Raw genomic sequence first — 15,738 nt, 5'->3', positions numbered from 1 at the left:
GTTCTACTTTCTGTTTAAAAGATTAAATCAATTACTTGCGATTTTTTGTATGATTAAGCGACCACATTCCCAAACGGTGAGCAAAACTCGTATCTTCTTGCGCAACATACCCAGGCTGTTGAGATTTAGTATCATCGAGCAGCCACTTTCGTATAACAAAATTCCACACAGCAACAACAACAGTAGCTACAAGTTTTCCTATATTTGTGCGCAAAACGTATACTGCAGATCCGCGTAAGCTTTCAACCATTCCTAACGTACTAGCCCAAATAATCAAATCGTTTATAAGCAAACCTATAACTGCGGAAATAACAAAAATCAGAAGCTCCATCCACTTTGCCATATCTTCACGATGTTTAAAGACGTATTTCATACTGGCAATATAGTTGAAGATAAGTGAAATTACGAAAGAAATCGTACCCGCAACCACATTATTTAAGTGCGCAAGCATTAATAAATTGAGTAGCGCAACGTCAATAATAAGGGCAATAACGCCCACAATTCCAAACTTTACAACCTGTTCAATAAGCTTTTTCATAATATCCATTAAACACGCGGCTGCTAACAAATAACATATAATTGTTACGTAATAAAGCTTACCAAATTTAGCAAAGGAGCGATTATGCCAGTTATTCATACTCATGTTTCTGTAAGCACAACACCTGCCCAGCGTGACGCATTAAAAGCTGCTTATGGCAAAGCAATTAGCGCAGTTCCAGGAAAAAGCGAGCATTGGCTCATGTGCCCATTCGAGGACAATATGCCGATTTATTTTGCAGGAGACAATACTAAGCCTGCAGCTTACGTTGAGGTGAACGTGTTTGGTTCCAGCGTGCCAGGGTCTGCTTGGGAAAAGTTAACTGAGCAGATTATGGCAGCTTTAGAGCGAGAGCTTGGGATTCCACAGGATCGCACTTATATTCGTTACACTGCAACTACTGACTGGGGTTGGAACGGCGGCAACTTCTAGGCGCAAGTCGCAAGCCTCAATTAGCAAGTCGCATAAAATCGCCATATCTTGTTACGTAAAATACGCATCAAAATATGGCGATTATTATGACGTCTACGCGACGCTACAAAACTTTAGGATTGCTCACTAAAATTAGGTTCGTCAACAGTAGACTTAGCGGATACAGCGAAGTCAGCAGGCTCGTTAAACTCAGCATCGCTTGAAGAATAATAATCGTCGCTAGCAACACTGCCTTCAAGATCTGGACCAGCAGCTAGACGAGCCACCTCTTCCATGTCCTTGTTTTCAAATAAAACCATGCGGACATAACCAACAACAAATCCAACAACAGCAGGGCAAACCCACGCCATGCCAAATTCTGAGAACGGTAGCCAGTTTTGAACAACCACCAACATATCGTTCATATGCAATGCACTGCGTAAAGCTTGTGGCAAACTATTCAAAAAATCATATACCGCTGCAACACCAGTAAAACCAAGCGTCCAAGCGCACACGACTTTGGAATTTCCAAAAAGTCGACCGCACAAAGCCAAAAGAATCAATACGATTGACAGTGGATACAAGAACATCAATACTGGAACTGCATATTCGATGATTGTGCTCAAACCAAAGTTTGCAAGACCAAACGAAACAAGCGTAATCAACACAGACCAAACGCGATAGCTAGGACCCTTAGGGAATAACTTAGAGAAGGTTTCCGAGCAGCTTACAATTAAACCAACTGCCGTCTTTAAGCATGCAAGAGTAACAGTTGCAGCAAGAACAAGCAAACCAACGTTTCCAAGATGGTAGCGTGCAACTTGCGCCAAAGTTACGCCACCGTTTTCAGCAGGCTTAAACAGTGCACGGCTACGCACACCGACAACAACAATTGCGACGTAAATCAACGCCATAAGCAAGCAGCTAAAGAATCCAGATCGCACAGTATTCACTGCCACATCTTTAGGGTCTTTTACGCCAAAGGATCGAATAGTACTAACAACTATAATGCCAAAAGCCAAGCTAGCTAAAGCATCCATTGTATTGTAGCCATCTAAGAATCCTGTAAAGAATGATTCATTAACATACTTCCCTATAGGAGCAGCATCTGCAGAAGCGCCGCTTACAGGAGAAAACAGTGCAGTAAATACCAGAATACCTAAGAAAACCAAGAATATCGGCGTAAGAACTTTACCAACCCATGTAAGTATTCCGCTAGGCTTCATAGCAAAGAAGAATGCTAACGCGAAGAAAACCACAGAGAACAAGAACAAATACAATTGACCGTTTCCGTCTTGTGGAATAACGCGCTCCAAACCAACAGTGTACGAAGTTGTTGCGCAACGAGGAATTGCAAAGAATGGTCCGATTGTTAAATACAGCACACAAGTAAAGAACATGCCGTATTTTCTGCTCGGCTTACTAGAAAGTTCAAAAAGACCGTTTGCACGACTCATTGCAAGAGCCGTAACACCAAGCAATGGCAAACCAACGCCAGTAACAATAAAGCCAATTGTTGCAGGCACGAAATTAGTTCCTGCATTAGCTCCAAGGAACACAGGGAAAATCAGGTTTCCTGCGCCAAAGAACATACCAAACAACATGACCGCCACGTACGCGGATTCAATAATGGTCAAGTTCCTTTTTTTCGGGGCACTATCTGTGCTGACACTTTGTGTTGTGACGCTCATGCTTACACCTCCCATAAGGATAAATTTGTATTTACATACTATTCAGCTAAATCTCTTACTTTGTAATTTTGTGGATTTAAAGCAAAAATAATATTAGAGGGTATATTAATAAATTGCATGTACTTAATCGATAGAAACTTATAATTCGTGCGTGTCTCTAATAAAAAATAAAAAAGGACGCTGGCAAGCTACCAACGTCCTATGTAATCAAAAATGCTCTATAGCTTTGCTCTAAATCTTATATAAAATAAGCAAAATCACATCTTTTCTGGAGCAGAAACTCCAAGCAAATCAAGACCAGTTGCAATAACTGTGCGCACAGCAGCGTTAAGCTTTAAGCGAGCTGCAGCACGAGCTGGCTCTGGGCACTTTGCAATGCGCTGAGCTTCACGCTCGGCTTCTGGCAAACGATTTTCAGGGTCAGTTAACTCCATTGGTACAACACGCTCAAGGTTGTACCACTTGTGGTAACTTGCTGCCAAATCCTCAAGATAATGCGCAACTCTGTGAGGAGCGCGCAAATCGCCAGCTTGAGCCAAAGCAGCAGGCCATTGAGCCAAAGCAGCCAACACTTCGCCGTCAGCCTCGGTATTAAGCAAGCTTAAATCAGCGCCATCTTGCGTAATTCCAGCGTCAGCCGCATTGCGAGCCACATTGCAGCTGCGTGCGTGAGCGTATTGCACGTAATACACAGGATTATCGTTGCTGTGAGAAGCGAGCAAATCCAAATCAATATCAACACTTGTGTTGTAGTCGGTGCGAGCAAGCGAGTAGCGCGAAGCGTCAACACCAATTGCATCAACTAAATCGTCGATCGTAATAACGTTTCCAGCACGCTTACTCATACGTACAGGCTTACCATCTTTCATAACGTTTACAAGCTGACCAATAAGAATCTGCATGTTTTCGCCCGGCTTGTCGCCAAAAGCCGCGCACATTGCCATCATTCGGCCAATATATCCGTGATGATCCGCGCCGAGCATGTAGATTGCTACGTCTGCAGGATTCTGCTCGCGGTGACGCTTGTTGCGATAGTACGCAATATCTGCGGCAAAGTAGGCGTAATTGCCGTCGGACTTAATAATCACACGGTCTTTATCGTCACCATGCTTAGTGGACTCAAACCAAGTTGCGCCGTCTTTTTCGAAAATATCTCCACGAGAACGCAATTCCGCAATAGCGCGCTCAACTTCTCCATCCTCGTACAAGCTGTTTTCATGAAACCACACGTCGAATTTCACACGAAAATCGTGCATCGACTTGCGAATTTCCGCAAACATCATTGGAACTGCGCGCTTGCGGAACTCTTCGCGCTGCTCGGAATCGCCTTCGCCAAGCGGCAATCCTTCCTCGTCTTTTCCAAGATCAATTCGCGGCAATGAAAGAACATCAACGCCGTCCGCATTCGCTTCTTTTATAACAGAGTCCGCAATTTCGTTAATATACGCGCCTTTGTAGCCGTCTGCAGGCGTTTCTTCGCCATGAGCTGCAGCAACTAAAGACTTTGCAAAACGGTTGATTTGCTCACCGTGATCGTTGAAGTAGTATTCGCGCACAACTTTTGCGCCGTTCGCTTCCAAAACTCGAGCCATAGAATCGCCAACTGCAGCCCAGCGAGTTCCACCAATGTGGATTGGACCAGTTGGGTTTGCGGACACAAACTCAAGATTCAAAGTTTTGCCGCTCAAATGCGTATTCTTGCCAAAAGCCGCACCCTGCTTTAAGACTTCGTCTACGACCGCCGCCGCAGAAGCAGAATCAAGCGTTATGTTAATAAAACCAGGACCTGCCACTTCTACGCGCGCAATACCTTCCGCTTCTTGCAAACGCTCAGCAAAAAGTTCTGCTAAATCGCGAGGCTTCATACCAGCTTTTTTAGCGAGTTGCATAGCAACGTTCGTAGCCCAATCGCCGTGTGCACGATCTTTTGGTCGCATAACTGCAAGTTTTTCGGCAGCAGGAATCAAATCTTCTGTTAGATTGCCAGCTTTACCACTTGCTACTAAATCTTTAGCAATTTTTTCAATTAATTCACTTAAGCTTTCTGGATTCATGGTTTACAGTCTAGCGTTACCGCGCGATGCTTCGCGATTACAACTCATTGGATTGCATTATTCTGAGTGTAAGGTAATATATGTTTTACATGTTTTACATTGGAGATTAAAAATGGTCGCAACAATTACAGGATTAAGAGTACCCTCTAACGTTTTAGATCGTTATGATCGGCTCGCTAAAACCACTCACCGCACCCGTTCATTTTACATGAATCAAGCACTAGAAGCTCAAATTGATGAACTTGAACATGAATATGGTCTAATGGCAGATATTGAAGCATACAAACGTGGAGAATTAGAAACATCCCCACTCGACGACGTGGTGAAGCGCCTTGATTTGGAAGATTAATTTATCTAAAAGAGCTGAAAAACAGCTAGGGAAAATTGACAAAACGATTGCTAAGCAAATCGTTAAGGAGCTTCGCGAAATTAGCAATCTCGACAATCCTCGAATCAGAGGCAAGGCACTAACTGGCAACTATTCGGGATTTTGGAGATATAGAGTAAGGGATTACAGAATAATTTGTGCAATTGAAAATAATGTACTGACCGTTTTTGTTGTGGATATTGACCATCGCAGCAGGATTTATAATAAGTGATTATGCTTAGTTTTTAAATACACAAAAAGCGCTGGAGTCGAAGATTGACTTCCAGCGCTTTTGTTTTGCGATTAATTATTTTCGGTTACTTGCAACTACTTCTTTTTTGCAGGAGCTTCGCCGAGTTCGCTTTGAGCAACTGAAACGTTTACGTTAGCTGCATCAGATTCTGCAGAATCAGAAGCAGATTCAGATTCAGAAGCAGAAGAATCTCCAGCAACTGCAGCCTTAACAGCGTTAAGCTTTACTTCTCCAGTAACGCGACCAGCTTCAGCAACGTCATCCAAAGTCTCCTCAACAGCCTTGTAAGCGTTTTCTGCAACGTTCAAAGTTACTTGCAAAATAGGAGTCTTCATAGAAACTTTTGCTTCAGACTTAATCTTGCGCAAAGCAGCCAAAGCTTCACCCGCGTAAGCCAAAGTGTCTGCAGAAACTCCGTTTGCAGCAGCCTCATACGCCTTAGCGCATGGCCAGCTAGCACGATGCACGGATCCTTCGCCGTCATGCATCCAGCTCCACACTTCTTCAGTAGCGTAAGGCAAGTAAGGAGCAAGCAAGCGAGCCAAAGCGTCGAGTGCAAGACCAAGAGTTGTGCGAGCAGACTTCACAGCAGCTTCACTTGGAGTGCGTCCAGTGGATTCTGCAGTACCGTAAGCACGATTCTTTGCAAGCTCAATGTAATCGTCACAGAACTCCCAGAAGAATGTTTCGATTGCTTCCAAAGCCTTAGAATGCTCGTAAGATTCAAGCGCATCAGTCGCAGTACGAATAACGGATGCAAGCTTTGCCATAACAGAGCGATCCAAAACTTCCGTAACATCTGCAAAATCCCAATCCGCGCTGGCAGACTCAAGAACCTGATGCTCATCATCTTCGCGACCAATTGCGAGCGCAAACTTCGTAGCATTCAAAAGCTTAATCGCTAAACGTCGACCAATCTTCATTTGACCTTCGTCGTAAGTTGCATCCAAGCCAAGTTTTGCAGAAGTTGCCCAGTAGCGCACAGCATCCGCGCCAAACTCTTCGATTGGTTTATTTGGCACAACCACATTGCCCTTAGATTTAGACATCTTCTTATGGTCAGGATCAAGAATCCAACCAGAAAGCGCAGCATGCTTCCAAGGCAAGCAGCCATTTTCAAGATGCGCACGATCAACCGTACTAAACAGCCAAGTACGAATAATATCTTGACCTTGTGGACGCAAATCCATTGGGAAAGTAGCCTTAAACAAAGCTTGATTTTCCTCACCTGGCTCTTCCCAACGGGTCACAATTTGCGGAGTTAAGGAAGATGTTGCCCAAGTGTCCATAATGTCTTGCTCAGCAGTAAAGCCGTTTGGCTGGTCGCGCTGAGATTCGTCGAATCCTTCTGGAACATCGATAGTTGGGTCGATTGGCAAACGGTCTTCGCTAGGAGTCAAAGGATGCTCGTAATCCACTTCCCCATTTTCGTTTACTGGATACCAAAGTGGGAATGGCACGCCGAAGAAGCGCTGGCGAGAAATAAGCCAGTCACCATTCAATCCATGAACCCAATTCTCGTAGCGCACGCGCATAAAGTCTGGGTGGAAATTAAGCTCCTTGCCGCGCTCAATAAGCTCAGCATTCAACTTTTCGTCCGTGCCACCGTTCTTTAAGTACCACTGACGAGAAGTGACGATTTCCAAAGGCTTATCACCCTTTTCGTAGAAGTTCGTCATACGCTTTGTTGGCTTTGGTTCGCCTTCCATATCTCCAGCTGCTTGCAAAGCTTCAACAATTTCCTTACGAGCAGAGAAAGTGGTTTTACCAGCAATTTTCTCGAACATTTCGCGGCCGGACTCGTCCGTAATCCAATCAGGAGTGGTCATTACAATGCGGCCGTTGCGCTGAATGATTGGTCGAGTTGGAAGATTCAAGTCACGCCACCACTCAACGTCGGTTACATCACCGAAAGTGCAGCACATTGCAATGCCTGCACCCTTGTCCATTTGAGCAGCAGAATGCGCCAAAATTGGAACTTTCACCTTAAACAGTGGAGAATAAACTTCCTGACCAAAGTACTTCTTATAACGCTCATCTTCTGGATTTGCAATCAAAGAGGTGCATGCAGCAAGCAATTCTGGGCGCGTAGTTTCAATATAAATTGGCGTACCATCTTCAAAACGGAACGCAATCTTATGGTAGAAACCAGGATATTCGCGCGATTCAAGCTCAGCCTGAGCAACAGCAGTCTGGAATGTAACATCCCACAAACCTGGAGCATCTTTCTGATACGCTTCTCCGCGAGCAAGATTGCGCAAGAATGCTTTTTGTGCAACTCGGCGAGGCTGCTCACCAATAGTGTGGTAAGTTTGCGACCAGTCCACAGAAAGACCAAGCCTACGCCACAAAGCTTCAAAAAGCTTCTCGTCCTGAGAAGTTAAGCGTTCGCAAAGTTCAATAAAGTTCTGTCGGCTTACAGGAACCTGATCTTTTGCCTCAATCTTCTTACCTTCAGTACCTTCAAAAGGCGGCTTAAAATCAGGGTCATACTTCAACGAAGTATCCACTCTAACGCCGTAATAATTTTGTACTCGGCGCTCTGTTGGCAAGCCGTTATCGTCCCAACCCATTGGGTAGAACACGTCAAAGCCTTGCATGCGCTTATATCGCGCAATGACATCCGTATGCGTGTAAGAGAATACGTGACCTACGTGCAAGTGACCACTAACGGTTGGAGGTGGAGTATCGATAGAATATACGGCCTTACGGTCGCGAGAATTATGGAATGCGTAAGTCTTAGCTTCGTCCCAATTACTACGCCACTTGTCTTCAAGACCATCAACACCAACCTTGTTAGGCAATGGTGTTAAATGTGCGTGTTTTACTGCGTTATTATCCTGTTCACTCATGAACTGAATATTAGAAACTCAGCGCGACAACGCAAATCTTACGCTTTTCTATTTCACCACTATGCTCTGCAATGGCAGAAGCTGATCCGTCATATTTTTCGTATAGCCGCTTACATTAGACTTTACAGCCATAATGCTCTTTCGAGCATATAACCAGTGAGCTGCAGCATTATTGCTTACTTCGCGCGCATATGCACGAGCATTTGCCTCATATTCGTTTGCATTCTTAGAATGAACCGCATCGGTCCAAGCTTGTTGAGCACGCGCGTCTTGCAAAACGAACGGAGAACCGCTTTCTGCAAACATGCCTTCATCTAAAGTACGATTGCTCGTAGTAAGCGCAAGATCATACTTACCTTCACTAATACGCTTACGCATAGTTTGTTGATCAACTTCTTCAAGATTGACCTTAAAACCGCTCACGGAACTAATCTGTTTTGAAAGCTCGCCCCCAACTCCACCTTCGCCCTGTGGAACAAGAAAATTAATAGTTCCTAAATAGCTTGCGCTAAAGTAATGGAACAAAGGAGCAGCTTTGCCTGGATTATAAGGATACAATCCATTTAAATCTTCATAACCAGTTGAAAGAGGATCAATAGGTCCTCCTACTGGAACACCACCATTGCCATCAGCTGCAAGTACAGTTTGCGCATTCAAAGCGTATCTCGCAGCTTTACGAGCCTGCTCATCGCAGAAAATCGACGAAACTGTTGTATTTATTGCAATAAATCGCACTCTTGTGCTCTGACCCTCTACCATTTGCGTATTAGCAACAGCAGCAAGACGCTTATTTTCGTTACCTTCAAGCGGAACTGCCATTTGAATATTGCCCTTTTCCATTGCCTCAGCTAGAGCAGTATCGCTATTGAAATATTGCAAAGTAATACTTGCACAAGAAGCAGGGGTTCCCCAATATTTATCGTTGCGAAGTAATACTAAAGAATTGCCTTTATTGTAGTCACTTACAGTGAAAGGACCTGTGCCAAGAGCAGCACTTGCATAGTCGATCATCGATTTTGTGTCATAGACAATGCCAACACGTCCAGCAAGACGACGTAGAAGTAAAGCATCTGGATTATTAAGTGTAATTACTAAAGTGTAATCATCCGGATTATTAACAGTTTTAATGTTTGTAAGTGCGCTATAACCAGGATAATTATTTGTGATGCCTTGTTTCAAAGATTGTAATACGGAATTTGAAGTCATCTCACTACCGTTAGAGAAATGCACACCTTGACGCAAATTAAAACGATATGTTAAGCCGTCTTTCGAAATATCCCATGACTTCGCGAGACCTGGTTGCAAACTATTATCATCGCCACGTTTAACAAGAGTTTCGTAAACATTACCAATTAAAGCTTGCTGTAAAGCGTCACTGTCGTCGTTTCTAATATCAAGAGATTCAGGAGCAGTACGTAGACCAACTTTTAGCACTGAGTTACTAGCTGGATGCATTATTGCAGCAAAAGGCGAATGACCCTGGTACATTTGCCATCCACACCACAAAATGCCGCTCATTATTACAGACACAACCACAAACACAACCCATGGTATCCAGTCTGCACTAGTACGAGTATGATATGACCTGGAAGCGTGACACGCATATTTGCCTGTTCTTGACATAACCTACAGTCTATATCAATATCTGAATTGGGAACAACACGCTTTAAATAATTGCCGACGGACATGTTGTATTTAAAGGGCATGAAACACATTTTGGATTCCGAGCAGTGCAAATTTTTCTGCCATGCAAAATAAGTCTATGAGAGAGATTAGTCCACTCTTTAGGAGCAAAATAAGCAGTTATTTCGCGCTCAATAGCAACAGGATTTGGACGATTCTGAACCTTACGCCAACCAAGACGACCTGTAACACGTATTACGTGAGTATCTACAGGAAACCCCGGTAATCCAAATGCGTTGCCAAGAACGACATTGGCAGTTTTACGACCAACACCTGGCAACGATATTAAAGCTTCCATATTTGATGGCACTATACCAGAAAAATTATTAAGCAAACATGCAGATAATGAAATAATGTTCTGTGCTTTTACTCTATAAAATCCGAGAGGGTAAATAATTGACTCAACTTGAGATACAGGAGCAGCAGCTAAAGAACTCGCGTTGGGGAAAATAGAAAAGAGTTCAGGCGTCACGATATTCACACGCTTATCTGTAGTTTGCGCGCTTAATACAGTAGCAATTAATAGCTCAAATGGATTTTTGAAATTTAATGCACACTTAGGTTCCGGTATTTCTTTGCACAATAAATCGTACTCTGCATAAATACGAGCTAATTTCGCTTGTTTTGATTCTCGCATATTAGAACTTTGATAAATCATTATTGCGCAGACTGCTTATCTGCATCATTTTCAGAATCATCTTCAATGCTGCTTTCGGAAATCTCGCTATTCTCATCTGATTCCGAAGGATCGAAGCGATAGCCAACATTACGCACTGTGCCAATCAAATGTTCATATTCAACACCAAGTTTTGCGCGAAGCCTACGAATATGGACATCTACAGTACGAGTGCCACCGTAGTAGTCGTAGCCCCATACTTCTTGCAACAAATGAGTGCGAGTAAACACCCTGCGCGGATGCTGCACAAAGTATTTCAGCAATTCAAACTCTTTATAAGCTAAATCAACAGGATGACCATGCAAACTCACTGTGTAGCTACGCATATCTACAACAAGATCTCCAGAACGCATAGTTCCATTGTCTGAATTGAAAGAATCATCAATTTCAGAGCCTTGCGAATGCACAAATAAATCATCAGAAGATCCGTGTTGCAAAGAAGCCAAACGCAAACGACCTTCTACTTCTGCAGGAGAAGCATTAGTCAGCACAACATCAGAAATGTTCCACGAAGGATTTACTACAGTAAAACCACCCTCAGTTATAACTAATATGACAGGAACCGTAATATTTGCAACACGCAGAGAAGAACACATTGATTTAGCGAGAGCTAAATCCTCACGCGCATCAAGCAAAAGAATGGTTTGTGCGGGCAGTTTTGCCAAACTTGACGTATCCAAAGAAAGTAAACGCACTTTATGAGATAACAAAGTAAGTGAAGGTAAAACTGAAGAGGGAGAAGCACACGAAGTCATCAATGTGATATCAGTCATATGATGCCTCCAACAAACAATTGATGTAGTAGCAAATTCAGCCTTTACAGGAATTGTAAACCATACTGCGAAAAATAGCGATAAGCGCAACACTTGCATTTTCCAAAGATAAAAAATATCAACACAATAAAGCGCAGTGCAGGTTATAGGCTACATTAGTAAATAAACAAAGTAATTTGTTAATGTTTTACGGACATATTACGCTTTATAAATATAAAATTACGGCACTAGGGAGTGTGTATGAGCAATGAAACACGTATCTGCAATGACAAGATGCAGAAAAATGATAATTCTTGCGTAAATGTTCAAAAACATACCCGTATACCTAGCATGAACGCATTAGCGATGTTTGTAAGCCAAATTTTTGTTGTAGTACTTCTCGCAATTGCAGCAATATTGCCAATCGCAACAGCAAAAATAACACTTATATTATGCCTTATCATAATGCTTACATTTATAGCGTTGTGGCCACTGCACGGAAATGTAATTGACCGAGCTATTGCATTATGCGCAGGAATTGCTTCTACATGGTTTGCAACCGGAGTATTAAAGGGATGGCTACCAAAAAGCGTCATTATTGATAACGAAACTGTGTCAATGAGTAAGTTCATTGCTGCAATTCACCCTTACGAACGCTGGGCTGTATCTTTTGCTCTAATTCTTGTAGCAGCAACATTTGTAACATTCTTGAGGCAAATGCTGCGCGAGAATCGCACAAATTTAGTACGAAATCTTTCGCACACGCTTACTGCAAGTATTGCTTGTGCAGCACTTCCGGGTTGGCTATTTTTGCCGTCAATTATTAGCTTTATGCCATCGCTTCGCAATTTAGACGGTGGAATACTCGTTATAGTACTGTGCATATTTATGCTAATCGCGCTATCAGAACTTTCATATTTATGGGTTCGCAACAATTATGAAGAATACGAAACTGGAATAGTTTCACACGATATCGCTATTTCTATATTGCCAATAATGCTTTCAGGGATACTCGTGTATATTGCAGGCCTTGGAATGCTAGTAGCTGCTTAAAATTATTAAAAGCGTATGCAACGTTACGTTTTAATTTACTTCTGAAAGCAGCACGCACTTACATAAAAACGTCGAAAACACAGTATGTGTCTTCGACGTTTTATTTATTAACTTTTAATTTTTATTGTTTTACTCATTAAAAGCGAAACTTATTTTTCGCTTTCTTCCAAGCGCTTGCGAGCTGCAACGATCTCCTTCTCAGCCTGCTCAACGCCAGCCCAGAAGTCACCAGGAAGAACTTCCTTACCTGGTTCCAAAGCCTTGTACTGCTCGAAGAAGTGCTTGATTTCAGCCTTGTGATACTCGTTCACGTCATCGATATCCTTGATGTCGTCGAAACGAACGTCCGCTGGAACACACAAAACCTTGTCGTCTCCACCGGCTTCGTCAACCATGTGATACAAGCCAACAGCGCGGCACTCAACAACGCATCCTGGGAACACAGAATTTGGAATCATAACAAGAGCGTCGAGTGGATCGCCATCTTCGCCCAAAGTGCCATCAATATAACCGTAATCATCTGGATAACCCATAGCTGTGAAAAGGGTGCGATCCAAGAATACGCGACCAGTTTCGTGATCCACTTCATACTTGTTCTTAGAACCGCGTGGAATCTCTACCACAACGTTAAAAGTTTCTGCCATATTGGCTCCTTTGATAACTTTAATAACAATTCATATAACTGTTCTATCTCACTTTAGCGCGCACCGACGAACGACAGCAATAGAGCATATAAAACAAAATTTTGTTAACAAATTTCGTTAAATAATAAACGTTTTGTATCACTTACAGAAGTAGCATAAAATCACATATTTCTAGCACATCCTAGGCATAGCAACAAGACACGCTTTAAGCTATAAAAGTGTCTCAATACACAGTTACTATTGCTACGTTTTACACACGATATGTTGCATACATACCAGTATGGTTACCGAAGCGTAGGCAAGATGACAAAAAAGAGATGCGTGAACACTTCCACTGCTTCACAAGCAGGTCAATCCTTCAAAACAAAGAAGGTTCCTGCAGAAAAAAATGCTAGTAAAACGACCTCAACTAATCTTTCAGCAAACGCAAATAATACCGTAGAAAAAACTATTAATAGCGCAAAAGCTGAAAATAAACAATCATCTACTTTACCTACAAATACTGTTTCGAAGCGAAATAAAGCAATAGACGGTTTAAGAGCTCTAGCAATTATTGGTATTGTATGCTTTCATATGCGTCCAAGCCTTCTTATGGGAGGATTCCTTGGAGTAACACTGTTTTTGGTATTGGCAGGATATTTTTGCACGAGATCAGTTCTGCGCTATTTAAACGCAGATGAAAACGCAAAAAATGCAAAAAATATCGAAGATAATAATAAAAATACTCAAGGAATCAGGCATTACTGGGAGTATTTACTAAAGCGCGTAAAAAGAATTTGGCCGCCAACACTTGGAATTATCGCTATAACAGCACCAATTATGTGGCTTTTTTCGCCAAGTCTACTACCAAAGTTACAAGCGGATGCTCTTTCAGGCTCCGGATTCTTTAGCAATATAATGTATGTTGCTCGTAAGCTTTCATATTTTGAACAGTCCGGACTACCTTCTCCTATCAAACATCTTTGGTATCTCGGACTTTTAATGCAGGCTTTTGTTATATGGCCTATTATCCTTGCTGCACTTATTAAATTCGTGCGTAGCAAGCTAATACGCATGTATATCACAGCAGGCTTAGCCATACTTTCTTCTATTCTTACTTTTACTTTTGCCTACTTATTTAACAATTACACAACTCCAGCTCGCGTCTACTATTCTCTAGATACGAGAGCATCAGAATTCTTAATGGGTGCAATGCTAGCAATGTACGGTGCTTGGTTTGCCAAACATTCATTCCACGCGTGGCTTATTCATGCATTACATTTGCTGATGGGCAAAAAGAACATATCGGTCAGCTTAGCTTCATCAGTTAAGTTAGATAGTAATGCAGATAGTAGTGTAGATAATTCAGCACTAACGAAAAAATCAGATAAAGCCTACGCAAATAACGAAAAAGTATTTGCTGAAGATGGAATACCTGCTGACTTGCGCGAAGGATTACAAATTGATTTATCAGATAATAGCGTAGCTCCAGATATACAAGAACTTCCAAATAACGCATTCAATAAGCCAAAAACTGTTTTTTATAATCCACTTCATGCATGGCAGAGATCTTGCATTGGACTATTGGCAACAATTGTGTTGTGCTACTGCTTCGTGTATGCAGAAGGCACATCTTCAGTATTTGTTTTTGGCGGATACACAATAACAGCAGCCGCTTGCACACTAATACTGTGGTCGTGCACGCAAACTGATAATATTTGCTCGAGAATATTTGCATGGGCTCCGCTCGCTTATATCGGCAGACGCTCTTTTGCAATTTATTTAGTTCACTTCCCTGTTCTTGAATTATTCAACCCAGCAAATAGAACAACTGCTGTATCTACAGGAGAGCAAGTCTTGCAAGCACTAGTAATAGTTGCACTTGCAGAATGCTTGTATCAATTATTTGAAAAGCCAATACAAGATCAACAATTATTTAAGCTTATTCGCTCTGTCTCACTAACTTTGTGCTGCATAATTATTGTGTCGTTAATTATCTTGCCAGTAAATTGGCAAGATATAGCTAAGCATAGGTCAATGCAGCTTCGCCCAGAATTGACAGCACAAGTAGAGCAATCTTCATCGTCAAATAAAAAACCTACTGCTTTTGACAAAACTAATTCTAAGCAAGAAACAAAAGAAAAAGCAGTTCCAAAAGGTGTGCAAAAGAATGTAGTAAAACAGTCTCTTCCACCTACACCATCGAAGTATCGCATTCTCTTCCCTATTGCGGAAAAAGTTCCACGAAATCTTGTTACTACTCATACGCGGATCGACAAACGACGCAATACTTGTTCCGTAAACTTAACTATGGTTGGAGATTCTATTACTGAAGGCGCTAAACCATATTTGATGCAAGTTATGCCTAACGCTTATATAGATGGAAAAGTGAGTAGACAAATTTTCCACGGAGCTGATGAATACGAGAAAGATATTTCGGTAAAACACGCTGGAGATGTGGTGATTTTCGCTCTTGGAACCAACGGTCCTCCTCATGACGATAGCGTGCTTCAACACATGGTTGATGTCGCAAAAGGTAGACCTGTTTATTTCGTTACCACACGAGTTCCGCAACCTTGGCAGGATGCAACGAACGATAGCTTACGCAAGTTCGCAGCAACTCATCATAATGTTGGCATTATAGACTGGCATGGTTTGAGTAATGGTCACTCGGAATATTTGACTGACGATGGAGTTCACTTAACTCCAATCGGCGGTCCACAATACGCGAAGATGATTCGTTTAGCTGTATGCGGCGGCTGAAAATTAGAGTTATAACGCGCTA

At 42.3% G+C, this 15,738-nt stretch carries 13 protein-coding genes; 5 read left to right on the top strand and 8 right to left on the bottom strand.

The annotated features are described in order from the left end of the window. Nucleotides 1–31 precede the first annotated feature (31 nt). On the bottom strand, nucleotides 32–538 hold the full coding sequence (locus D0T18_RS01180; RefSeq protein WP_064622127.1) for a GtrA family protein: 507 nt from the start codon (nucleotides 536–538) through the stop codon (nucleotides 32–34). A gap of 84 nt (nucleotides 539–622) precedes the next feature. On the opposite strand from D0T18_RS01180, the gene D0T18_RS01175 reads away from it, so the two are divergent. Continuing rightward, nucleotides 623–970, top strand: coding sequence for a phenylpyruvate tautomerase MIF-related protein (locus tag D0T18_RS01175; RefSeq protein WP_004574134.1), 348 nt, complete (start codon nucleotides 623–625; stop codon nucleotides 968–970). A gap of 113 nt (nucleotides 971–1,083) precedes the next feature. On the opposite strand, the gene brnQ is transcribed toward D0T18_RS01175, so the two are convergent. Then, complete coding sequence (brnQ, locus tag D0T18_RS01170; RefSeq protein WP_116440329.1) at nucleotides 1,084–2,640, bottom strand: branched-chain amino acid transport system II carrier protein; 1,557 nt, start codon at nucleotides 2,638–2,640, stop codon at nucleotides 1,084–1,086. A gap of 257 nt (nucleotides 2,641–2,897) precedes the next feature. Continuing rightward, entirely contained in the window at nucleotides 2,898–4,694 is a 1,797-nt protein-coding gene (gene argS, locus D0T18_RS01165; RefSeq protein ID WP_116440328.1) for an arginine--tRNA ligase, read from the bottom strand. 112 nt (nucleotides 4,695–4,806) lie between these two features. Here argS and relB point away from each other — a divergent pair, with 112 nt between their 5' ends. Beyond that, nucleotides 4,807–5,043 carry a type II toxin-antitoxin system RelB family antitoxin gene (gene relB, locus D0T18_RS01160; protein WP_102703327.1) on the top strand — a complete coding sequence of 79 codons (237 nt, stop codon included), beginning with the start codon at nucleotides 4,807–4,809 and terminating at the stop codon, nucleotides 5,041–5,043. Next, nucleotides 5,027–5,293: a type II toxin-antitoxin system RelE family toxin gene (locus tag D0T18_RS01155; protein WP_012913788.1), complete on the top strand. Its 267-nt coding sequence runs from the start codon at nucleotides 5,027–5,029 to the stop codon at nucleotides 5,291–5,293. Before relB ends, D0T18_RS01155 begins: the two co-directional genes overlap by 17 nt. A gap of 95 nt (nucleotides 5,294–5,388) precedes the next feature. On the opposite strand, the gene valS is transcribed toward D0T18_RS01155, so the two are convergent. The 4 genes from valS to D0T18_RS01135 all read right to left on the bottom strand — a co-directional run bounded on the left by valS (nucleotide 5,389) and on the right by D0T18_RS01135 (nucleotide 11,298). Next, nucleotides 5,389–8,166 (bottom strand): valine--tRNA ligase, encoded by a 2,778-nt coding sequence (gene valS, locus D0T18_RS01150; protein ID WP_116431952.1) that lies wholly within the window; start codon nucleotides 8,164–8,166, stop codon nucleotides 5,389–5,391. 48 nt (nucleotides 8,167–8,214) lie between these two features. Further along, nucleotides 8,215–9,702: an ABC transporter substrate-binding protein gene (locus tag D0T18_RS01145; RefSeq protein ID WP_102703325.1), complete on the bottom strand. Its 1,488-nt coding sequence runs from the start codon at nucleotides 9,700–9,702 to the stop codon at nucleotides 8,215–8,217. Nucleotides 9,703–9,832: 130 nt separating this feature from the next. Further along, nucleotides 9,833–10,507 carry an endonuclease III gene (nth, locus tag D0T18_RS01140; RefSeq protein ID WP_004109815.1) on the bottom strand — a complete coding sequence of 225 codons (675 nt, stop codon included), beginning with the start codon at nucleotides 10,505–10,507 and terminating at the stop codon, nucleotides 9,833–9,835. Further along, the gene (locus tag D0T18_RS01135) at nucleotides 10,507–11,298 is read right to left on the bottom strand and encodes a response regulator transcription factor (RefSeq protein WP_033888627.1); all 792 of its coding nucleotides are present in this window, start codon (nucleotides 11,296–11,298) and stop codon (nucleotides 10,507–10,509) included. The genes nth and D0T18_RS01135 overlap by 1 nt, the downstream gene beginning before the upstream one ends. A 240-nt stretch (nucleotides 11,299–11,538) precedes the next feature. Here D0T18_RS01135 and D0T18_RS01130 point away from each other — a divergent pair, with 240 nt between their 5' ends. Beyond that, on the top strand, nucleotides 11,539–12,330 hold the full coding sequence (locus D0T18_RS01130; RefSeq protein ID WP_116440327.1) for a beta-carotene 15,15'-monooxygenase: 792 nt from the start codon (nucleotides 11,539–11,541) through the stop codon (nucleotides 12,328–12,330). 149 nt (nucleotides 12,331–12,479) lie between these two features. Here the strand turns inward: D0T18_RS01130 and D0T18_RS01125 are convergent, their stop codons facing one another. Beyond that, nucleotides 12,480–12,974, bottom strand: a complete 495-nt coding sequence (locus tag D0T18_RS01125; protein WP_004105658.1) for an inorganic diphosphatase — start codon at nucleotides 12,972–12,974, stop codon at nucleotides 12,480–12,482. 321 nt (nucleotides 12,975–13,295) lie between these two features. Here D0T18_RS01125 and D0T18_RS01120 point away from each other — a divergent pair, with 321 nt between their 5' ends. Continuing rightward, nucleotides 13,296–15,716: an acyltransferase family protein gene (locus tag D0T18_RS01120; protein ID WP_081378953.1), complete on the top strand. Its 2,421-nt coding sequence runs from the start codon at nucleotides 13,296–13,298 to the stop codon at nucleotides 15,714–15,716. Nucleotides 15,717–15,738 lie beyond the last annotated feature (22 nt).

This window comes from Gardnerella swidsinskii (assembly GCF_003397705.1).
GTDB lineage: Bacteria > Actinomycetota > Actinomycetes > Actinomycetales > Bifidobacteriaceae > Bifidobacterium > Bifidobacterium swidsinskii.
The sequence above is the reverse complement of the archived record's forward strand: the minus strand, read 5'-3'. Positions and strand labels throughout refer to the sequence as shown.